A 20,563-nucleotide genomic window follows, 5' to 3' on the forward strand; every position below is an offset into this window, starting at 1 on the left:
TATATACAACAACACACAGCAAGGAAAATAGCACTGACAGAAAATATCGTGGCTATGAGCAAACGAGAAAATTGCACGTAATGTTGAATATAAACAACAAAAAAGCCATAGCTGTAAAATACAGTAACGGTGTCTACTCTGATCACTATGGAGCTTGTGATTTGCTAAAAGAAGTTGATTTTCAGCATGCCATAAAAGCACTATATGCAGATAGAGCATGTGATAGGCACAAGTTTTATAAGTTGTGTAACGAATATGATATAAAGACAAAAATTCCACCAATAAACAATGCGGCAGAACATCCAGAAATAGATTATATGTCTGACAGGAATGCTGCTATTAGGTTAATAAAATTATACGGTGAAGATGGCATGAAAGAATGGAAAAAAGAAGTAAATTATGGGAAAAGATCTTATATTGAAGGGTTTTTCTCAAGATTAAAGCAAATATTCGGATTTAGTTTTAGGAATAAATCTGAGATAAATCGAGAAAAAGAACTGCTAATCAAATGCTATTTGCTTAATAAATTCACTGATATTGGTATGGCTAAATTTGAGATAGTTACATGAATTTACCATAAATCACCATCTCATAAAGTGTGATGCAACAAAGCCATCCCAGTGTCAGCTACTCGGATGATAAAAGGAAGGAATATCGGAGTGACAAGAAAGGGGTCATAGTGTGCTAGACTTTATACCTTTTGCATTCAAACTCACACAAATCATGAATTATACACGTTTCACACGAAGGCTTTTGCGCTTTGCAAACATATCTACCATGCAAAACTAGCCAGTGATGAGCATAAAGCAGGTATTCTTTTGGAACTACATTTAAAAGAGATTGCTCTGTTTTAAACACATCTTTTTCTCTCACAAGTCCAAGTCTATTGCTTACTCTAAAAACATGAGTATCAACTGCCAATGTTGGAATACCAAGTCCTGAATTTAAGAACACATTAGCGCTCTTTCTCCCAACCCCTGGTAAAGATACCAAATCATCGAAATCAGTAGGCACTTTGCTATTGTACCTCTCAATCAATATTTTGCTGAGCCCGATTATATTTTTTGTTTTGGAATTATATAAACCAATACTGCTTATGCATTTTCTCAGCTCACTTTGCCCAAGATTCAGCATTTTTTCTGGCGTATCAGCAATACTAAATAGCTCCTTTGTAATTTTATTAACACTGACATCGGTTGTCCGCGCTGACAAAACTATTGCGACCAGAAGCGTAAAATGATTGGTATAATTTAGCTCTATTTTTGGCGTAGGGCTTGATTGTTGAAACTTTTCAAATATCAATTCTACTTTTTTTGAGTCCATGCATAGAGCTAAAAGCTTATACTATACTGTTTGCTGTGTAAATCCAATTGGTTTAGGCTGTTCAGTGTTAACATCAGACATATCAGTTTTTACTTCATCAAAATTTCTCTCAGCAAATTCGTTCGCTACCTCTGCAAAACACTTTCTAACAATAGGCATGATAATTGGCATTAATAATTTACGTGGATCATACCATTTCAATAGGTCAGTTTCTTTTTGCACTCTATCTCTTGGATCCTCTTCTAGTAAATCTTTTGTGTACTTTTCAGCATATATTTCACAACCTTTTGAGAAAACAGGAGCTAATGTTTCAATTAATACTGCCTAATAACAATAGTGGACCGAGTATAGCTCCACCAACAGTTAATCCATTAGCAATGAAATTTGTTGTAACTAAATAAACAGAAAAAGCAGCTAAAGGATAGTTGATAAGAAGTTTACTGCTTAGCTCGATATAGCTGATTTTACTTATGAATTCATCAGTAGAAATTTCTGAGTTTGCATACTTTTTCATATAATAATTCCCTAATGAATTATAGAGCTTATTGATAATGATATTAAATGCTATGATCCACCATGAAAAATAGCAACCTATAGTAACTGTGGTTAATAGAGCTAAAGGCAGAAAACTTATTTTTGAGACAAGCAGTAGAACGTTTTTATACTCTATAAATTTCAATGCTAATTGTTTTTTATCCTCATCTACTAGATCCTTTTTGTTCTGTAGAGGAGAAATATAAGAGCGTAATTGCTTGATATCATCATTAGCACAGCCCTCATAAAGCTTTTTTTGCAATATAGAATTCAGTTTTTCAAAATCTCCACCTATAGCTTCTTCACCAATCCGTAGTGTACTGAATAGCTTCTTCCTATAGTGAAACTCTCTTGCTGTTAAACGCCCATCACTTTCAGCGCCAATACTGACTTTAACACAAGGATTTCCTGATTCCAAAGGTTCAATATATTTTTTTAGCTCTTGATAGGCTTTATAAATTCGATCAAATCTATTTTTATCTCCACCCTTGTCAGGATGATTTACAAGAATTAACTTCTTATTCTGTTTCTTCAAAATTGCGCTAAGCTCTTCATAATTCTTGTCTACAACTTGCTTAGCCTTTATTTCTAATACTTTAAATAAGTAATGGTTATCATAAAATTCCTGACTAGTTAACTTAAAATGTTGACCCATTGCTACCCCTCATACAAATATATATACTCTTAATATAATAACATAAATATTGCATGCAATTAAAATTGTCAATAATAACTTAAGAAAAGAACCCCTCTTTCCCATCATACAAATACAACTTATCCATTCTCACCACGTCAAAGCTATTTTCTTCGAGTTTGATTAGCAAGTTATTTACATCACTATTTGTAATAGCTTGCTTTTCATTATTTGCGATAAACCTACAGGTTATTTGGTCACTTAAAGATTTTGAGTTTCCTGGCCAAATCGCTAGCCCTTTTGAGTATATTGCTATCATTTGCAGATTACTTGATTCAAATAATCCTACTATTTGATCAAAATTGCTGGATTTGTCCCAAGCAAGCGTTATATCACTACCCACTAGCTTTTTAACTTTGTAATCTTGTTCGTAATTGTCTTGTACTTTATTTATTTTACTATCTGAACCACTGCTAATTATAAGCTCAGGTAATGTTGCAGGTTTCTTTCCTAGATTATCTATAACAGCTTCTGCAAATTCTTTTGTACCAACTTTCTGTTTACTTCTTTTCTCCTTATACAAATCGGCAGTGTGTATTCCATCCTCTAAAGTCTTCAGCCATGCATCGTAGATTAGTTTTGCAGTACCCACTTGACCTATGTAAATTAGCATATGCACTGCAGCATTTAAAAGACCAGAAGGATTAGCTATGTTTTTTCCTGCAATATCAGGAGCAGAACCATGAACCGCTTCAAACATCGCATATTCATTACCTATATTGCTACTTCCAGCGAGTCCCACAGATCCAGAGGTTTGTGCCACTATGTCTGATAATATGTCGCCATATAGATTTTCAGTTACTATAACATCGAAATTCTCCGGTTCTGTAGCAACACGTGCCATTCCAATATCAACTATATAATGTTCTGCCTTTATGTCCTGGTATTCCTTTGCAATGCGATCAAACGCTGCATGGAAAGTTCCGTCAGTCATTTTCATTATGTTATCTTTAGTCAGGCAAGTTACTTTTTTTTTGTTGTGTTTTTTCGCGTATTCAAAAGCATACCTGCATATCTTCTCTGAGCCAGATCTAGTAATAATTTTAGTGCATTGGTAAGAATCACCAGTGAGCCTATGCTCTATTCCGGTGTAAACGTCCTCTTCATTTTCACGTATTACTACGATATCAAACTTATCAAATTTATTTTCTATAACAGGATGATACGAAATACACGGTCTGATATTTGCATATAACCCTAGGTTCTTTCTGAGCGCTACATTTAAGCTTTTGTGGCCTTTACCTTGAGGAGTGGTTGTTGGAGATTTTAATAATATTTTTGTCCTTTCGATAGATTCCCAACCACTTGGAGAAATTCCGTGAGACCATTCCTTACTATAAACACGCTCACCTATTTCAATAATATCCATTGAGATCTTCGCTTCCGCTTTGCGCAATATCGACAGCACCGCTTCCATAATTTCTGGTCCGATACCATCGCCATACGCAACTGTGATTGGTGTTGACATAACTTCCCTAACTGTAAATGATTTAATGTTAATTCAAATAATAGAGTGGCACAAGTAGCTAATATTACCCAAATTAGTATATTTACGGTTATTTAACAACGTGCTTTTATATTATATGATGACATTATGAAATATAGGTGGGGTTATGGATACTGAAATAAATGTTAAAGTAAATTACGTAGGGTTTACAAGGCGTACTGTAACAACAATACTTGACCAAATAATATTTTTCTTTCCTTCATTCATCTTATACATTGCATTGTTGGGCAATAATGAGGTTAATAATTTTCTTGACGAAATTGAACAGTTAACATCTCCTTATACAATCTTTACATCAGTGCTGTGTACAGTATTAGAAATATTAATGATAACAAGACTGGGAGGTACGCCAGGACAACTGTTGTGTGGTATGTATATCAAAGATGCAGACACATTTAAAAATACTACTCTTATGCAAGCAGCAATAAGGTGTATTTCTGAGACAGTTTTCTTGATTATTTCTTTTTTGCTGACTCACTATGTTTCTCAGTGGTTTATAATTTTACCAATTTTAGTTTTAATATTTGCGATATTCGACCGGCGCAAGCAGACTTTTTATGATAAAATTGCAAAAACAGTAGTAATAGACTATAAACCTAGTTGATATTTTTCTTTAGTTGTTACCACCAAGGGTGTTATTCCAGCGCGTGACGTTAGTTAGAATCCAAAAACCATGAGAGCTACAAAAAATTACTTTACAAACTCCGCCAGCCCCCTTATCATAACACTGAAGCTATTTATTTATCTTCGCAATCTCTGCAGTGGATTAATGACAAAAAACTTAATGTATTTGGCGTAAATCATGCTTAATTTTTGCACTATGTGCACCTCATGTCTTTATAAAACTTCTAGGTTTCTACCTATATAAGCTGAAACGCGCTTATAAAGCGTTTAAGACAGTAAAAGACGTCAAATAGACAAGGGAGAATTTGAATACTAGCTACCCTAGGGTTTCTTTTGCCTTTTTTTCTGTTTAGTAAGTTTCTTAATGTTTATAATTTAGATTAGTTGCGGCTTAAAAGCAACTGAATCGCGGTTATTAAACGTTTAGAATAAAAAAACGCCAATATTTTGAAGTACATATAAATAACTAGCCAACCATGGGGCTTCTTTTGCCTTTTTTTTGTTTGGTAAATTTCTTAATATTTATGACTAAAGTAATTTAGGCCTACCGACAACCGTCATCCCTGTAAAGGTCAAGTATCCCGCTACGTGTTAGCGGATGAGATACCGCGAATGAATCGCGGTATGACGTAGAGTCAGCGTTAGCTATACTTTTATACTCACCAAATCAGTTTGCTTGCTTACAAGCAAACTTTCCTGGATCCAAGTAGTCAAGCTACTCGGATGACACCATTATAGAGTGAACCAGTGTCAGCTACTTGAGTGACACCCTTTCTAGCAGAAACTGCTCCTCAAATCACAACGTTCATACAGCTGCGTTTTAGATTAGGCACTAATGCATTACTTCCAATACCTTCTTACCAATCACTGCAGGGGTTTCAGCAATTGCAATCCCGGCGCTCCGCATAACTTCTAGTTTTGCACCAGCACTTCCACCACTGGAAGAGATGATTGCTCCAGCGTGTCCCATACGTCTTCCTGGAGGTGCTGTTTGACCTGCTACAAAACCAACGATTGGCTTTTTAGTTTTTTCTGTTTTCACAAAATGTGATACATCTTCTTCTTCGTTTCCACCTATTTCACCAATAACTACAATACCATGAGTATCGTCATCTTTTAAAAAGAGCTCCATACAGTCGACAAATGTCATACCATGAACTGGATCCCCCCCAATTCCGATACACGTGGATTGACCAAGACCAACAGCGGTCGTTTGTGCTACTGCCTCGTAAGTTAAAGTTCCAGAACGAGACATAATCCCTATATGTCCACGCTTATGGATATGGCCAGGCATAATCCCTATTTTGCACTCTTCGGGCGTAATAATTCCCGGGCAGTTAGGACCAATCAATCGACTTTTTGAACGAGCAAGAGCATGCTTCACCTTTACCATGTCAAGTATAGGAATGCCCTCTGTAATGCAAACTATTAGCTCTATCTCTGCATCTATTGCTTCAAGTATTGCATTAGCTGCAAACTTAGCAGGTACATATATTACCGTGGCATTCGCATCAGTTTTTTCTTTGGCTTCTGCTACAGTATTAAAAACTGGTAAGTTAAGGTGAGTGCTACCACCCTTGCCAGGAGTTACACCACCAACCATTTTTGTTCCGTAGCTAACTGCTTGCTCTGAATGAAATGTACCTTGCGCACCAGTAAAACCCTGGCATATTAACCTTGTATCTTTATTTACTAAAACGGACATACTCTATTTCACCTCTTGTACTATTTTCTGCGCAGCATCGCCCAGTTCATCTGCAGCAATAATATTTAATCCTGACTCTTCTAAAATTCTTTTTCCTTCTTCGAAATTAGTGCCTGATAATCTAACCACTAGAGGAACTTTAATGCTCATTTCTTTTACAGCCGCAACAATTCCACTTGCAATAATATCGCAACGCATTATACCACCAAATATGTTAACCAAAATTCCTCTTACGTTGCTATCAGACAATATGATTTTAAATGCTTCAGTTACAGTTTCTTTACTCGCTCCACCACCAACATCCAAAAAGTTAGCAGGCTCTGCTCCGTAGTATTTTATTATATCCATTGTTGCCATAGCAAGACCTGCACCATTTACCATGCAACCAATACTGCCATCCATTTTGATGTAACTGAGCCCATACTTTGAAGCCTCTATCTCTTCTTTCACTTCTTCATCATAATCACGAAGTTCCATAATTTCTGGGTGACGATATAAAGCATTGTCATCGAAATTAATTTTCGCATCGAGCGCAATAAAATCTCCAGAACTTGTTTCAACCAGTGGATTAATTTCAATTTGGCTCGCATCAGTTGCAATAAACGCATCATATATATTTTTTGCAACATTTGTTATTTTTTCTATTTGTTCTGAACTCAAATTAAAACTGCTGCTTAACTTGCTGCTATCAAAACTTGTAGCAAGATCAATATCAAATTTCACAATTTTTGCGGGAGAATTTTTCGCCACTTCTTCGATGTCCATTCCACCTTCTGAGGAAAATATGAATATTGGCCTACTGAGCTTCGGGTCAATTACCAGGCTTAAGTAATACTCTTTCTTAATGCTTGAGCCTTCTTCAATATATACTCTTCTTACTTGCTGCCCGCTTGGCCCTGTTTGATGAGTAACTAAAGTCATACCAATCATGTCTTTTACAAACTGTTGAGCTTCTTCAGCTGACTTTGCTAGCTTTACGCCACCGGCTTTACCCCTACCACCTGCATGAATTTGAGCTTTAACCACAAACACGTCAGATTTTAATTGACTTACTTGAGTCTTTACTCCTTCTGCAGATATAGTGACAAAACCTTTTGGCACCGGGACATTAAATTTATGCAAAATCTCTTTTGCTTGATATTCGTGAATATTCATAAAACAACCAATGATAAACTATTAAAAAATTACCAACCGTAACGCTGCCTTCTGCATTCTTGCTGGTGCCTCTTTTTTCTCGCTTCAGCTTTCTTTTTAGCTCTTTTTTCTGATTTTTTTTCATGATATTGTTTTTTCATTTTCAACCCTCTTCCTTCCTTTTGAATTGTTTTTTTCAATACTGGAAGAGCTCTGTCTACATCACCATAATGGACTGATACTTCAATCAAACTCTATACCTCCTTCGGTAATCATTTCAAAATTTATTTATAAATTAGAAAATTAACATTGTCAATTATTTTATAAACTTGAGCGTTAAACTGCAATATGAACGAAATGCCTTTAAAAGCTCTAACTATTAAAAGCGTTAAAACTTCTGCTAGCATCGGGGCGGAGAGATTTGAACTCCCGACCCTTTGGTCCCAAACCAAATGCGCTACCAGGCTGCGCTACGCCCCGACTTCTTTACTCAGAGTATCAATAACTCAGGCAAAATGCAAGATTCATTTGTTTATTTTAGAAAAAATATAATATAAGATTTAATATTATTTTAGAATATGTTTTTTATTAGCTCCTCTTTAGTAGCAAACTGCTTCGCAGGCGGCCTATAGAGTTTGTACAGTTAGCGCGTGCAACACTGAATCAGATTTCTCTATGGCCCAAACCTTAGCCATATTTAAAAATCTAGCTACACCAATTGGTGAAAGTTAGTGCAGCAACCACAGCAGTATCGACCCTTAAAATTCTTTTTCCTAGACTCAATTTTTGACAAAACTTATCGGCAAGATCAAGTTCATAAGATGAAAAACCACCTTCAGGGCCAACAATAATAGCAACATTTTTCTTACCTTTCAGCACTTTATCAGCTTTACCTGTTTCATCACATAAAACAAAATTTTTACTCTGGGAATCAGGTAACTCACAAAAGTTAATAGGAGGCAAAATCTCTGGTATACTCATCCTACCGGATTGTTCCGCAGCTTCGATTGCCTGTAATTTTGCTCTACTTAGGTTAATGTTTTTTACTACTGTACGTTCCGTTGAAATAAATTGAATGCAGGTTACTCCCATTTCAGTTGCCTGTCTCACTATGTTGCCTAAAGCACCACTTTTTACCATGGCACAATATAAGTATAAATTTTCCTCATATTGCTGTTGTTTAGTGCATTCTTTGAGTGTAACTTTTGTTAATTTACGCGATATATTAACTACTTCTCCTAACCATTCTCCATCCTTTCCATTAAAAAGAGAGAGATTATCATACTTCTTAAGCCGCATTACATTGCAAATATAGTGACTTTGTTGTGGATTAAGTGCTAAACTCACGCCTTGTGATAAAGCTTCTTCAAAATAAAGCCTAATTTTTCCCATTCAAAACTTTAATTATATTCTACTTGAGTGACTCTTACGGGATTTGAACCCGTGTTACCACCGTGAAAGGGTGGTGTCCTAACCACTAGACGAAAGAGTCAATGCGAATTAACTCAAGTTATATTGATTATGCACATAAAGTCAATTATTTTATGGCGCAAACGTCTTTCTCTATTCCATATTTAATATTCACTGAATTTATTTCAGATTTAGGAGTTTTAGATCCTAATTCTAATTGTTGTTCAACTTTTGTATCGGAATCATAGCCAGAATCGTAGCCAGAATCTCTACGCTCATATTTCTGCTTTATTTCTTCTACACTAAAGCCAGCCTTTTAGTGCATTGTAGAGACTTAGAGTCAGTTTAACACCTTTTATGTCATTGTTTTTGACAGATTTAATTAAAAAATTATCTATTATACCCATGATTATACCCCCTATATAAAAGCTCACTATCATGGTACAACTTTAAACTATGATGATTTATTTTCTGCTAATAGCAGCTCTCTATAACCACTTAACAAGTGGTGGCATTGACATCATAATTGCATCTGGATTGCCGTCAGTCATTAAACCAAACCTTGTGCCACGATCGTATAACAGATTGAATTCTACATATCTGCCACGTTTTATTAATTGATTTTCTCGTTGTTCTTTTGTCCAAGATTTTTGTATATGTTTACGTATGATGTGCAAATAAATTTCCAAAAAGGCTTCACCTACTGCTTTTGTGAACTCAAAATCATTTCTCCAATTGCCAGAACTCAGATTATCATAGAAAATACCACCAATGCCACGCGGCTCTTTTCTATGTGGTAAGAAAAAATAGTTGTCACATTGCTCTTTAAATTTTGGATAATATCCGGTGTCAAATCTATCACATGTCATTTTGATTGATTCATGAATATACTTGCAATCTTCTTCATTTTTATATATTGGCGTAAAATCCATCCCTCCACCAAACCATTGTTTTGAAGTATATATCAGCCTTGTGTTCATATGTGCTGCAGGGATAAGGGGCGATTGCATATGAGACACTAAAGATATACCGCTTGCCCAAAACTCTCCGTTACTTTCACTTGCACCAGGAATTTCATTAATGGCTGAATCTGCAAATTTTCCGTGTACTTTTGAAACGTTTACTCCAACTTTTTCAAAAACATTGCCAAAAATAATTGTAGATTCACCACCTCCACCACCTGGGCGATCCCACTTTCTTTTTTCGATCTTTGGCTCTGCGGATGATTGTTTTTCAATTAATAAGAAAGATTCTATGATCTTATCTCTTAGTGCACAGAACCACTTAAATGCTTGTGTTCTTTGTTTTTCCATAATATCCTCTCGCTAGCTTATTAACATTGTTATATCTGATATTTAAGGAACTTAATTAGATTTGGATGATAATTATCTATCAAAGACGTTAATAAATCTATAATAATTAAATCAATATAATAAAACATTTTCGTATGTACAACGATGCCAAGTAACAATAATGAATAAAAGATACATAGATAACAAAAAAGAGAACAGGGTTGACTTCATACTAAGAAATTATGGAATGTCAATTGTTGTGATGGCAGTTATTATGCTCTTACCTCCAGTAGCAATATCGATACTCTACTTTTTTGATATATATAGTCAGCATATTAATATAGAGATTAATTTATTAGTTAGCATTCTAACAACTCTCTTTATGATATATAATGTAAAACGCTACAGACACCTACTTAATACTATAGAATTTCAAAATGCAATATTTGCAAATGCACTAAATCATAATACAGAATTTTGCCTTATTTTACATAGAGATGAGGGTATTATTTATGCTGATGCAAGGTTCTACGAAAGGTTTAAAGATCATATAGATGATGACATTACGTTAGGCAAGATTTTTGAAATAGGAGATGTTTCAGAAGAAGACAAAAAAGTACTCTATCATGCACTAAAAAATAACTCTTCTGTACAAGTATGCATTTCCTTAAACAAGAAGAATAGAGTATCTAACTTTCTTTTGCTCTTTGAGCCGATACCAGATAATCCCCAAATTGCTATAAATAGTAATAAGATTTTAAATTTATCATTAGTGCCAATAGCAAGGCCAGATGGGTATTTTGTGTTAAAAGCAACACAGATAAACAAGGAGCAGATATATGAAGAGTTAATAGAAAAACACAGTATAGGAACTTACATTGCAAATGCCAAAGGGGTGATTTTATCTGTAAATAAAAGATTTTTAGATATATTTGAACTGAAAAAACTGGAAAAAGGTAGCTCAATCAGTGATTTTATATCTCAATCTAAATATAACAATACAACAACCGATAATGAAATTTTGTTTTTTACTATAAGTGGTATTCCATTCAAGGCTTATATGAGCACTGCTATATTTTGTGATAAATACAACCATAGCTATATATATGGCTTTATAACACCAACCGAATCAAATATTGTTGATTATCAATTACACCCTTGTTTTGCAAATTCATCAATTGCTATTGCACAATGTGACATAAACGGCAACTTTGTAAAGAAAAATACGGCACTAATAAAGCTTGCAGGGTCAGATAATAATTCAATCTTTACATTGATATTAGATAGTTATCATGTGAAAATACGTGAATATTTTTCGAGTAATAGAATAAATAATGCGTCCTTTGATGTACAGCTCAACGGCGATAATAACATAAAAATATATTTCAATAAGTTTCTTCATAATAAAATGATCTTCATACTTTGTTATTTTATTGACAATACTGAACACAAAAACCTAGAGATAAAGCTTGAGCATTATCAAAAGATGCAAGCTATAGGGCAGTTAGCAGGTGGTATTGCGCATGATTTCAACAATATATTGACTGGGATAATAGGATTTTGCGATTTGCTTTTACTCCAACATTCAGCTGGTGATCCATCTTTTGGAGATATAATACAGATACAGCAAAATGCAAAGCGTGGATCAAATTTAGTAAGACAATTGCTTGCTTTTTCAAGAAGACAGACCTTGCAGCCAAAAATTATTGATGTAAATAGTACTATAGCTAATCTTTATGAAATGATAAAAAGATTAATAGGTGAAAATATAAAGTTTAATATTTATTATGGTAGAGACTTGGGTGCTGTTAGGGCTGATCAAGGGCAATTAGAGCAAGTTATACTTAACTTAGCAGTCAATGCTAGTGCTGCTATGGAAAAGGGCGGAGAATTAACTATACGAACCTTTAATCAAAAGATTGACTCATTAAATTCTACATCTCAGGACATGTTTTCTCCAGACAAGGAAACGATCGAACATGGAAATTATGTTGTGATTGAAGTAATTGATACTGGATGTGGAATGACAAGTGATACAATTGAAAAGGCATTTGACCCATTTTTTTCTACCAAAGATATTACCTCTGGTACAGGTCTTGGCCTCTCTACTGTATATGGCATTATTAAACAAACTGAAGGATACATCTATGTTGCTAGCAAAGTAAATCATGGAACTAAATTTAGCATATTTTTGCCCATGGTTTACATATCAGATGAAAATCTGATAGAGGAAGATAGTGAAGAAATAGAAAGACCGGTAGTAAGTGAAATTAAAGGTAATGGTATAATTTTATTGATTGAAGATGAAAATTCAGTAAGGGAATTCATCTCTAAAGCACTCAAAAGAAAAGGATTTGATGTAATAGAAGCGAGCATAGGCAGCGAGGCGCTAGAAATAATCAGTAAAAAAAATCAACACATAGATCTAATAATCACTGATGTAATCATGCCAGAGGTGAGTGGTCCAGAAATAGTTAAAGAAGCATTGATCCATAGGCCAAATATTAACGTTATTTTTATTTCTGGGTATGCAGAAGATGCTTTTTTAAAGAGTGATGACATCAATATAGAAGATTTTCACTTTTTGCCAAAACCATTCACTCTGAATGAATTAGGAAACAAGGTTCAAAGTGTGTTACACAAAGCAAAAAAGACAGTCTAATTTTAGTGTGATTAGCAACAAAAAAATTTTCTAATGCAAAAGTTTCTTGCATATATACAATAGAATTATTTTATACATAAGATAAAAGGCGTGAGCAAGATTATTGCAATAGTAAATCAAAAGGGTGGAGTTGGCAAAACCACAACTAGTATAAATTTATCGACAGCCTTTGCTGCTGTGGGAAAAAGCACTTTATTGGTAGATCTTGATCCTCAAGGAAATGCTAGCACCGGACTCGGGATTTCTTATCGTAGTAGGGAAGAAAAAAATATATACAAAATACTACTGAGCAGCGAAAATAAATTGATAGAATCGGCAATTTTCAATATAAAGGAAATTCCAAATTTATCACTAATTTCGTCAGTAGTTGATCTGTCAGCTGCAGAAATTGAATTATCGCAACTTGAGCGAGGAAAATTTGTGCTAAAAAGCGCATTAGAGAAGATACGCGATAATTATGAGTATATAATCATCGATTGCCCTCCATCACTTGGGCTTCTAACCATAAATGCTTTGACTGCTGCTAATTCTATTATTGTTCCTCTTCAGTGTGAGTTTTTTGCTCTGGAAGGATTAAGCCATTTAGTTAAAACTGTAGAACTGATAAAAAGGAATAACCTAAACCCTTTTTTGGCAATAGAAGGGATCGTGTTAACAATGTATGACAGGCGCAACAAACTCAGTGAACAGATTAAAAACGATATTTGCCAGTATTTAAATGATAAAGTATACAAAACTATCATCCCATTGTATGAGACTGTTATTCCACGTAACGTACGGTTATCAGAAGCGCCTTCTCATGGAAAACCCGCTATTGTGTATGATCTTAAGTGTCCTGGTGCACAAGCATATATAAGTTTGGCAAGGGAAATTTTAAAAAAGCACGCGAGCAGTTGTAAGGAGAAGAAGCTAGTGAGTGAGGGCATGGTATGAAGGATGATAGACGCCTCGGCAGAGGTCTTGCCGGCCTCATAGGCGATAATTATGATAATAAAGAAGATCGACAAGAGTATTTGCCTATTTCATTACTGCACCCAAGCAAATTTCAACCGAGGAAACATTTTGACGAGGAGTCATTAAGAGAACTTGCAAATTCGATAAAGAAAAGTGGCATTATACAGCCTATCGTGGTACGCAAAGATTCAAATGATGATGGTTACGAAATAATAGCTGGGGAACGTCGTTGGCGAGCAAGCAAGATTGCAAATCTTGATAGTGCACCCGTTATCATAAAAGATCTGAGCGACAAGGAATGCTTGGAAGTATCCATTATTGAAAACATACAAAGGCAAGATATTAATCCAATAGAAGAAGGTGAAGCGTATAAGAGACTGATAGATGAGTTTTCCTATACACATGAAGAATTAGCTTCAACTATAGGCAAAAGCCGCAGTCACATAACCAATATGATTCGGATGTTGTCACTTCCTGATGGAGTAAAAACAATGATCAACGAAAAAAAGCTATCTATGGGCCATGCAAGAGCGTTGATTAATGTTGAAAATGCGGAAAGTATTGCAGAAAAAATAATTTCCCAAGGCTTAAGCGTTAGGCAAACTGAAAAATTGATAAAAGACTTACATCAAAGTAACAACCAAAAAGAGCAGAGATATACCAAAAATCAAGATATGGCAGCACTAGAAGGTGCTATATCTTCTCAACTTGGTTTAAAGATCAAAATTAATGACAGTAATTCTAAGGGTAAAGTTATGATACGGTATAATAATCCAAATGAATTGAATTTAATATTAAAAATTTTAAATAGGAAACTTGAGTGCTAGTAGAGCAAAAAGATAATATAAAATACAACTGTTGGTGTCACCCAAGTAGCATGGAGAGACAAAAATCACTTGACAAACTCTGCCAGCCCCCTTATCATAACAGTGAAGCTATTGTATTTGCTTTCGCCAATCTGCAGATTAAAAGGTAAGGATTACTTAATGTATCGGCGTCTTATGTTCAATTTTTTGCAGTATATAGATACTGTATGTCTTTACAAAACTTCATCTACATCTAGATTTTTATCTAAATAAGCTGAACGCGCTTATAAAGCGTTACAAGACATCAAAAAATGCCAATACTCGACAAAGATAGTAAAGGACTAGCTAACTCGGGGTTTCTTTGCCTTTTTTTCTGCTTGGTAAATTTCTTAAACATTTGCAGCGTAGGTTAGTTGCAATTAAAAGCAGCTTAATCTCGCTTGTCAAGCGTTTAAAACATAAAAAACGCCAATATTTTAAAGCGGATAATAACCACGGGGCTTCTTTTGCCTTTTTTTTCGTTTGGTAAATTTCTTAAATATTTATGGCTAAAAGAGCCCAAGAGAGGTGTCATTCCAGTGCTCCTTTCTCGTCATCCGAGTAGCCCCTATGATGTCATTCCAGCGCGTGACGCTGGAATCTAGTTCTTATTGTACATTTACTTGGTGTAGAGTTAAGTTTCCTGGATCCCAGTGTCTGGGCACTGGGATGACAAAAAAGGGGCTACTCGGATGACAAAAAAAGGAGCTACTCGGATGACGAGAAAGGAGCACTGGAATGACAGGAGAAGGGGCTACTCGGATGATACTATTATAGAGTGAACCAGTGTCAGCTACTCGGATGACAAAAAAAGGGGCACTGGGATGACAGCTACCCTGACAACCGTCATCCCGCTGCTTGTTAGCCGGTATCTAGAGATACCGTGACGGTATGCGGCAGCATGACGATAACCTTGTCATTCTAGCGCGTGACGCTGGAATCCAGACTTTAACTGATATGATTACAGAAAGAGAATTTATTAGGTAGTCATAGACACTGAAAGTGGTAAAACTTACCACTTTCAAGTAAAGAAAACTACGTTTTGTGCCTCCAATAATTTCTATGGATGAGCCTCTACTGCACCGTTTTTACAAATCACACCGCCTGGTGTTATTTTTGAAACGACTACAGGAGCGCCAAAAAACACAGCAGTAAATGCACCGAGTGCAAAAAGCGCTGGCCACGGCATCCTGCCGAATATTGCAAGCAACGCTGCACCAATTATCACTATTGTGATCATTGGTCCACCTATGCCATGAGTATAGCCTATTATCTTGCATATCACTAATGATGTTGTATCATTTTTATCAACAAAAGTAGTAGCAGTAGTAGTACCGCTGCTGCCAGTATTTGCATTTGCATCAAATGCAAAGGAAAGAATTAAAGCCACAAGTAGAAGAAAATTTTTCATTATGCCTCCTATAATTTCTGTTTCATATTTGATTATCTATCACTTTGATTAAATTTAAGTAAACGGTAAGGATTTTTTGCTTAAAAGTATCCTTTATTTCATTTAGAATACTTTTCTTGGTTCGTTTATATTACAGTGCTACAGAAATTTTACAGCATCGTTTATTGCCTTTATCGTGCTTTGATTGACACAATTCATAATGATGGAGTGGAGCATGCAGGGTATCTATCATTTTTAATCCTGTTATCGATATTCCCTTTTCTCATCGTTTTAATGGCTGTGGCGTCAACATTCGCAAATTTCTTAGACCAGTATAACATTGGCTGGGTATTTATCATTGATAACATGCCACAGGATATTTTATCATCTTTGATGCCGCGTATCAGAGAGATAATATCAGGCCCGCCGCAAAGCTTACTAACTTTAGCAATTGTAGGCGCTGTTTGGACCGCCTCGTCAACAATTGAAGGGCTAAGAACAATATTGAACAAAGCTTATAAAGTTCCGGTTTCGCCACCTTATATATTAAGAAGGTTGTTAAGTATACTACAATTTTTAGTGATCACGCTTATTATAACTCTAACTATAGTGTTCTCTACATTAGTGCCAATGCTAATTGATTTTTCCTATCAGGGGATTAGTTATACTAAATATCTCCTCATTGAATTTGTACTTTTCACAGTAGTCTCTTGGCTATATTTTATGTTGCCAAACATAAAACAAAATTTATCAGACGTCTTTCCTGGATCTTGTGTGGCTGTTATTCTTTGGACAATTTCTGCTTCAGCTTTCAAGCAATACTTAAAAGCTTCCTTTGATCAACTGAATTTGATATATGGAAGTTTAGGTGGTATGGTAGTGTCATTACTATTTTTTTATATGCTAAGTTTGATTTTTATATATGGAGCAAAATTTAATTTTCAGCTAAAATATTTCAATGAATCTCGCTAAGGAGAAAGAAATGAGTAAGTTAGAAGGTAAAGTAGCTTTAATCACCGGAGCTTCAGGTGAAATAGGCTCTGCTGTTGCAAAAAGATTTGTAAAAGAAGGTGCATGTGTAATTCTGATTTCAAGATCTCTTGATAATCTCAAGCCACTATATAATGAAATTGAAGAGCTTGAAGAATTTAAAGAAGGCTCTGTGAAACTAATTCAGCTTGATCTTTTAGACTTTGAGAATGTAAAGATACTGACAAACATGATAGAAAGCCTGAAATTATCAGAATCTGGAGCACTTGATATATTAGTTGCATGTACTGGAATTTTAGGCAAATTGAACCCTATTCACGACTGTGAGATTGAAGAGCTACAGAACGTAATGAATACAAATTTTACTGCCAATTGGTACTTACTAAAAAACTTAGATCCAATGCTAAAGAAGTCTAATGCTGGAAGAGTGATATTCATGACCTCAGAGGTGACACTTTCTCCTTCCTCTTATCCATATTGGATGCCGTATGCTGCAAGTAAAGTTGCACTAGAAATAATGGTGCAGATATATGCATCTGAGACAAAACATACAAAATTATGTGTAAATGCTGTATACACGAAAGGACCTGTGGATAGTGAGCAGGCATTTCCTGGATCTGAATTGGTGTCACCTGATAAACTAACAGACAAATTTGTGGAGTTAGCTTCTAACGATTGCAGCGTATCAGGAAAAATCTTACCGCTTAGCAAATCTCCCGAATAAATTACACTAGAAAGGATGTCATCCCAGTGCCCAGACACTGGGATCTAGTTTTTAATTTAACATAATCAAGAACGTTGTGTTTTACTTTTATGCTTACCAAATTAGTTTACAATCAAAGTTTCCTGGATCCCAGTGTCTGGGCACTGGGATGACAGGAGATACCGTCTTGTTAGTCAACAAAAAAATTATAAAAATTTCCCAAGTTGCATCATAAAATCAAAAAATACTTCCAATTGTGTAACAGTACACAGATTATAGTTAGTGGATATGTTGATAAGTAATACCAATTCCTAAAAATAAATAGACGAATAAAGAAAAATTTCTAAAATAGAATAATTTAAGAATTAGTGGGGAGTTATGGCAGGAAAAAGTAAAGCAATAGGAGAAGAATTATATAATAAGTGTAACCTGGAATTAAAGAAGCACGGCATAAGAGGAGAGATAGGAAGAAGATTACAGGCAATAATATCTGCAAAAGAATATGGAATAACAAAAGTTGCTCAAATATACCGAATTACTAGAACTACATTGATGAAGTGGATTACAAGATTTAAGGAAGGAGGAGTCAATGCGTTTAAAATACAACCAGGACGTGGAGTAAAGCCGAAGTTGAGCTACAAGCAGCAAGAAGAAATTAAAAATGTCATAGCAGAAGAAGGAGCCAACCTAACGGCTAAGAAATTAAAAATCATAATTGAGAAAATGTTTTCTATTGAGGTAAGTAAGTCTACAGCACATAGACTGATGCAAAAGTTAGGTTTTTCGTATATTACTCCAAGGCCTGTGCACAATAAACAGGATAAAAATAAACAAGAAGAGTTTAAAAAAAAATCTTAATGAAACTATTGTCACGTATCCCGAAAAAGAGCTATTTTTCTTCGATGAGTCGCGGTTTGGCACACATTCAAAGATTGGACACGGGTGGTTTAAAAAAGGCATTAGGACACAGGTTAAGGTAAAATTAGGTAGGCAAAACTTTTATCTCTATAGTGCAGTTAATCCTAGAAATGGAGAGAGTTCTAGCTTATTCGTACCAAACGTCAATACTGATTGTATGAATATATTCCTTGAGCAGATGTCACAATATTTAGGAACAAGGGAGGCATTTCTTGTTGTGGATTGTGCAGGATGGCATAGATCCAAAGGTTTAAAAATACCACAAAATATTACCTTAATCTATTTACCTCCATATTCACCAGAGTTAAATCCAGTAGAGCGTTTATGGCAATATTTGAAAGACAATCTCATTAAAAATAGAATATATGACTCTGTTAGTTTATTGGAGGATACTGTATGTGCATTCATTCGTAATATTACGGAAAGTTCGATCAAAACCATTTGTTCTGTGAGTTATTTGCCTACTTATTTATGAGATTTGGTATAAATTAGTTTTATACGCACAAAACAGATGAAGTTTACTTATCAACATATCCACTAACCAACAACATTCAATAAATTTGTGTAAGATACCACTTTACATAAGATAGATAGGAAGCATTTTTGATTTTAAAGTACTAAACCTTCAGTCAACCTCCTAGCCCTGTAGTTTTTGATATGGTTAGGATCAAAAGCACTTTTGGATGTCAGAATACCGAAAATGATATGGAGTAGCTTACGCATTGCAGCACCAACGATGGCCATATTATGCTTACCCTTTTCCTTTAATCTTTGGCAAAAGCTCATAATGATAGGATTGTGATTCTTATACCAATTCTCAATAATAATGAGACAAATGAAAAAGAGTGCTTTCCGCCTATAACTGGAGGTTTAAGTGAATTTATCGTATATTCTATTTGTCTTCCCAATAACGAAGTTTGGTATTAGCTACTATGGCAGGAAAGAAAAGTGCCTTACGTAATGTTTGTGAACCGGATTTACTTAATCTGGGTTTGGCATATACAGAGGAACCTGACGTCATATTTCGTGGTATAACTCCTGTATATGCTGCCAATTGCCTGGCATCTCTAAAAACCTCTATATCAGAAACTTCAGCTAAAATAGCTATTGCTGATTCTTCTCCTATGCCTGGAATAGTCAATAGAAGTTGAAAATTTTCCAACAATTCTTTGTGTTGATTTAATAGTTCACGTACGGAGTTTTTTATTGTTTCTATTTTTTGAGCTATATTCATTGCAAGGTCTTCCCAAGCATTTGCAACTTCTTTAGGCAGTCTCTCTTTTTTTTCTAAGTGGTTATTTACTAATGTTAACTCATCTTTTAACGCAACTGAGCAACGATAAAGATGTTTTAATTTTTTCATTTCAGGAGAAGGTGGTGTCCAACTAGAAGGTTCCTGTCTTTGGCAATAATCAGCAATAACTTCTGCATCGGTCTGATCATTCTTTTGTCGTATCAGCTTACTCCTTGCATAAGATTTTATGCAATAAGGATTTACAACACTTACAAAATGTCCAGCATTGTGTAGAAATTCAGCCAGTGCTTCGCTATAACAACCAGTAGATTCCATGCAGGTTTTTACTTTTTCTACATTATGTTTGTGTAGAAAATTCAGTAGACTTTGAAACCCATGATCATCGTTCTTAAAGCTTCTTTTTCTAGTTTCACGCTTTCCTTTTTTGCTTATAAATGAGAGAAAAACATCAAAGCGATCTTTTGATATATCTATGCCCAAAAAGTTGTTGATCATATATAACCCCATACGTTACCATTAAAAATGAAAAGTAAGGCTAGTCTTGTGAATACAGAATTAGAACCATTCAGGTCTTTCTACGATACCGTCCAGCCTATACTTTTGAGAAGGGAATTCTTATCTCC

The 20,563-nt window shown here is 35.1% G+C and carries 18 protein-coding genes, 2 tRNA genes and 2 pseudogenes; 8 read left to right on the plus strand and 14 right to left on the minus strand.

Going from position 1 to position 20,563, the window contains the following annotated elements:
- The first annotated feature begins 83 nt into the window (after nt 1-83).
- On the plus strand, nt 84-569 hold the full coding sequence (locus tag AAGD99_RS06290; protein ID WP_341822908.1) for a transposase: 486 nt from the start codon (nt 84-86) through the stop codon (nt 567-569).
- Nucleotides 570-684: 115 nt separating this feature from the next.
- Here the strand turns inward: AAGD99_RS06290 and nth are convergent, their stop codons facing one another.
- The 4 genes from nth to icd all read right to left on the minus strand — a co-directional run bounded on the left by nth (nt 685) and on the right by icd (nt 4,019).
- Nucleotides 685-1,323, minus strand: a complete 639-nt coding sequence (gene nth, locus AAGD99_RS06295; RefSeq protein WP_341822909.1) for an endonuclease III — start codon at nt 1,321-1,323, stop codon at nt 685-687.
- Nucleotides 1,324-1,344: 21 nt separating this feature from the next.
- A complete protein-coding gene (locus tag AAGD99_RS06300) occupies nt 1,345-1,545 on the minus strand; it encodes a hypothetical protein (RefSeq protein WP_341822910.1) in 201 nt (66 codons plus the stop codon).
- Between the two features lie 88 nt (nt 1,546-1,633).
- On the minus strand, nt 1,634-2,512 hold the full coding sequence (locus tag AAGD99_RS06305; RefSeq protein WP_341822911.1) for a hypothetical protein: 879 nt from the start codon (nt 2,510-2,512) through the stop codon (nt 1,634-1,636).
- A 79-nt stretch (nt 2,513-2,591) separates the two neighbouring features.
- Complete coding sequence (gene icd, locus AAGD99_RS06310) at nt 2,592-4,019, minus strand: isocitrate dehydrogenase (protein ID WP_341822912.1); 1,428 nt, start codon at nt 4,017-4,019, stop codon at nt 2,592-2,594.
- Nucleotides 4,020-4,164: 145 nt separating this feature from the next.
- Here icd and AAGD99_RS06315 point away from each other — a divergent pair, with 145 nt between their 5' ends.
- Nucleotides 4,165-4,662 (plus strand): RDD family protein, encoded by a 498-nt coding sequence (locus tag AAGD99_RS06315; RefSeq protein WP_341822914.1) that lies wholly within the window; start codon nt 4,165-4,167, stop codon nt 4,660-4,662.
- An 852-nt stretch (nt 4,663-5,514) separates the two neighbouring features.
- On the opposite strand, the gene sucD is transcribed toward AAGD99_RS06315, so the two are convergent.
- The 7 genes from sucD to hemF all read right to left on the minus strand — a co-directional run bounded on the left by sucD (nt 5,515) and on the right by hemF (nt 10,244).
- The gene (sucD, locus tag AAGD99_RS06320) at nt 5,515-6,387 is read right to left on the minus strand and encodes a succinate--CoA ligase subunit alpha (protein ID WP_253309325.1); all 873 of its coding nucleotides are present in this window, start codon (nt 6,385-6,387) and stop codon (nt 5,515-5,517) included.
- A 3-nt stretch (nt 6,388-6,390) separates the two neighbouring features.
- Nucleotides 6,391-7,542, minus strand: coding sequence for an ADP-forming succinate--CoA ligase subunit beta (gene sucC, locus AAGD99_RS06325; RefSeq protein ID WP_264735812.1), 1,152 nt, complete (start codon nt 7,540-7,542; stop codon nt 6,391-6,393).
- 29 nt (nt 7,543-7,571) lie between these two features.
- Nucleotides 7,572-7,772 carry a 30S ribosomal protein S21 gene (gene rpsU, locus AAGD99_RS06330; RefSeq protein ID WP_064125049.1) on the minus strand — a complete coding sequence of 67 codons (201 nt, stop codon included), beginning with the start codon at nt 7,770-7,772 and terminating at the stop codon, nt 7,572-7,574.
- 155 nt (nt 7,773-7,927) lie between these two features.
- Nucleotides 7,928-8,001 (minus strand) — tRNA-Pro (locus AAGD99_RS06335).
- 225 nt (nt 8,002-8,226) lie between these two features.
- Nucleotides 8,227-8,913, minus strand: a complete 687-nt coding sequence (locus tag AAGD99_RS06340; RefSeq protein ID WP_264687982.1) for a 16S rRNA (uracil(1498)-N(3))-methyltransferase — start codon at nt 8,911-8,913, stop codon at nt 8,227-8,229.
- Nucleotides 8,914-8,941: 28 nt separating this feature from the next.
- Nucleotides 8,942-9,013, minus strand: a tRNA-Glu gene (locus AAGD99_RS06345).
- A 406-nt stretch (nt 9,014-9,419) separates the two neighbouring features.
- Nucleotides 9,420-10,244 (minus strand): oxygen-dependent coproporphyrinogen oxidase, encoded by an 825-nt coding sequence (hemF, locus tag AAGD99_RS06350; RefSeq protein WP_264735810.1) that lies wholly within the window; start codon nt 10,242-10,244, stop codon nt 9,420-9,422.
- A 160-nt stretch (nt 10,245-10,404) separates the two neighbouring features.
- Here hemF and AAGD99_RS06355 point away from each other — a divergent pair, with 160 nt between their 5' ends.
- From AAGD99_RS06355 to AAGD99_RS06365, 3 genes are all read left to right on the plus strand, one after another.
- Nucleotides 10,405-12,885 carry a response regulator gene (locus tag AAGD99_RS06355; protein ID WP_253309329.1) on the plus strand — a complete coding sequence of 827 codons (2,481 nt, stop codon included), beginning with the start codon at nt 10,405-10,407 and terminating at the stop codon, nt 12,883-12,885.
- Nucleotides 12,886-12,975: 90 nt separating this feature from the next.
- Nucleotides 12,976-13,818, plus strand: a complete 843-nt coding sequence (locus tag AAGD99_RS06360; RefSeq protein WP_341822915.1) for an AAA family ATPase — start codon at nt 12,976-12,978, stop codon at nt 13,816-13,818.
- Nucleotides 13,815-14,666 (plus strand): ParB/RepB/Spo0J family partition protein, encoded by an 852-nt coding sequence (locus AAGD99_RS06365; protein ID WP_264731549.1) that lies wholly within the window; start codon nt 13,815-13,817, stop codon nt 14,664-14,666. Before AAGD99_RS06360 ends, AAGD99_RS06365 begins: the two co-directional genes overlap by 4 nt.
- 1,078 nt (nt 14,667-15,744) lie before the next feature.
- Here AAGD99_RS06365 and AAGD99_RS06370 read toward each other — a convergent pair.
- Nucleotides 15,745-16,095 carry a TrbC/VirB2 family protein gene (locus tag AAGD99_RS06370; protein WP_341822916.1) on the minus strand — a complete coding sequence of 117 codons (351 nt, stop codon included), beginning with the start codon at nt 16,093-16,095 and terminating at the stop codon, nt 15,745-15,747.
- Between the two features lie 135 nt (nt 16,096-16,230).
- Here AAGD99_RS06370 and AAGD99_RS06375 point away from each other — a divergent pair, with 135 nt between their 5' ends.
- From AAGD99_RS06375 to AAGD99_RS06385, 3 genes are all read left to right on the plus strand, one after another.
- Nucleotides 16,231-17,046 carry a YihY/virulence factor BrkB family protein gene (locus AAGD99_RS06375; protein WP_253309333.1) on the plus strand — a complete coding sequence of 272 codons (816 nt, stop codon included), beginning with the start codon at nt 16,231-16,233 and terminating at the stop codon, nt 17,044-17,046.
- Complete coding sequence (locus AAGD99_RS06380) at nt 17,033-17,788, plus strand: SDR family oxidoreductase (protein WP_341822917.1); 756 nt, start codon at nt 17,033-17,035, stop codon at nt 17,786-17,788. Before AAGD99_RS06375 ends, AAGD99_RS06380 begins: the two co-directional genes overlap by 14 nt.
- Nucleotides 17,789-18,145: 357 nt before the next feature.
- Nucleotides 18,146-19,160, plus strand: a protein-coding gene (locus AAGD99_RS06385) for an IS630 family transposase (RefSeq protein WP_341822214.1) whose coding sequence is annotated in 2 segments (ribosomal slippage) — nt 18,146-18,610 and nt 18,612-19,160 — 1,014 coding nt in all. Because the reading frame shifts where the segments join, the coding sequence is not laid out codon by codon here.
- A 134-nt stretch (nt 19,161-19,294) separates the two neighbouring features.
- On the opposite strand, the pseudogene AAGD99_RS06390 reads toward AAGD99_RS06385, so the two are convergent.
- Together AAGD99_RS06390 and AAGD99_RS06395 are read right to left on the minus strand one after the other, a co-directional pair.
- Nucleotides 19,295-19,492: pseudogene (locus AAGD99_RS06390) on the minus strand (IS110 family transposase); the annotation flags it as partial.
- A 118-nt stretch (nt 19,493-19,610) separates the two neighbouring features.
- Nucleotides 19,611-20,435 (minus strand): annotated as a pseudogene (locus AAGD99_RS06395) (IS110 family transposase); the annotation flags it as partial.
- Between the last annotated feature and the right edge of the window lie 128 nt (nt 20,436-20,563).

The organism is Wolbachia endosymbiont (group A) of Clivina fossor (assembly GCF_964026865.1).
In the GTDB taxonomy this organism is placed as follows: domain Bacteria; phylum Pseudomonadota; class Alphaproteobacteria; order Rickettsiales; family Anaplasmataceae; genus Wolbachia.

What these genes read in the sequence shown, in the direction of transcription:
- nth (WP_341822909.1), bottom strand. Translation starts at nt 1,323, where the DNA reads ATGGACTCAAAAAAAGTAGAATTGATATTTGAAAAGTTTCAACAATCA.
- AAGD99_RS06305 (WP_341822911.1), bottom strand. Translation starts at nt 2,512, where the DNA reads ATGGGTCAACATTTTAAGTTAACTAGTCAGGAATTTTATGATAACCAT.
- icd (WP_341822912.1), bottom strand. Translation starts at nt 4,019, where the DNA reads ATGTCAACACCAATCACAGTTGCGTATGGCGATGGTATCGGACCAGAA.
- AAGD99_RS06315 (WP_341822914.1), top strand. Translation starts at nt 4,165, where the DNA reads ATGGATACTGAAATAAATGTTAAAGTAAATTACGTAGGGTTTACAAGG.
- sucD (WP_253309325.1), bottom strand. Translation starts at nt 6,387, where the DNA reads ATGTCCGTTTTAGTAAATAAAGATACAAGGTTAATATGCCAGGGTTTT.
- sucC (WP_264735812.1), bottom strand. Translation starts at nt 7,542, where the DNA reads ATGAATATTCACGAATATCAAGCAAAAGAGATTTTGCATAAATTTAAT.
- AAGD99_RS06340 (WP_264687982.1), bottom strand. Translation starts at nt 8,913, where the DNA reads ATGGGAAAAATTAGGCTTTATTTTGAAGAAGCTTTATCACAAGGCGTG.
- hemF (WP_264735810.1), bottom strand. Translation starts at nt 10,244, where the DNA reads ATGGAAAAACAAAGAACACAAGCATTTAAGTGGTTCTGTGCACTAAGA.
- AAGD99_RS06355 (WP_253309329.1), top strand. Translation starts at nt 10,405, where the DNA reads ATGAATAAAAGATACATAGATAACAAAAAAGAGAACAGGGTTGACTTC.
- AAGD99_RS06365 (WP_264731549.1), top strand. Translation starts at nt 13,815, where the DNA reads ATGAAGGATGATAGACGCCTCGGCAGAGGTCTTGCCGGCCTCATAGGC.
- AAGD99_RS06370 (WP_341822916.1), bottom strand. Translation starts at nt 16,095, where the DNA reads ATGAAAAATTTTCTTCTACTTGTGGCTTTAATTCTTTCCTTTGCATTT.
- AAGD99_RS06380 (WP_341822917.1), top strand. Translation starts at nt 17,033, where the DNA reads ATGAATCTCGCTAAGGAGAAAGAAATGAGTAAGTTAGAAGGTAAAGTA.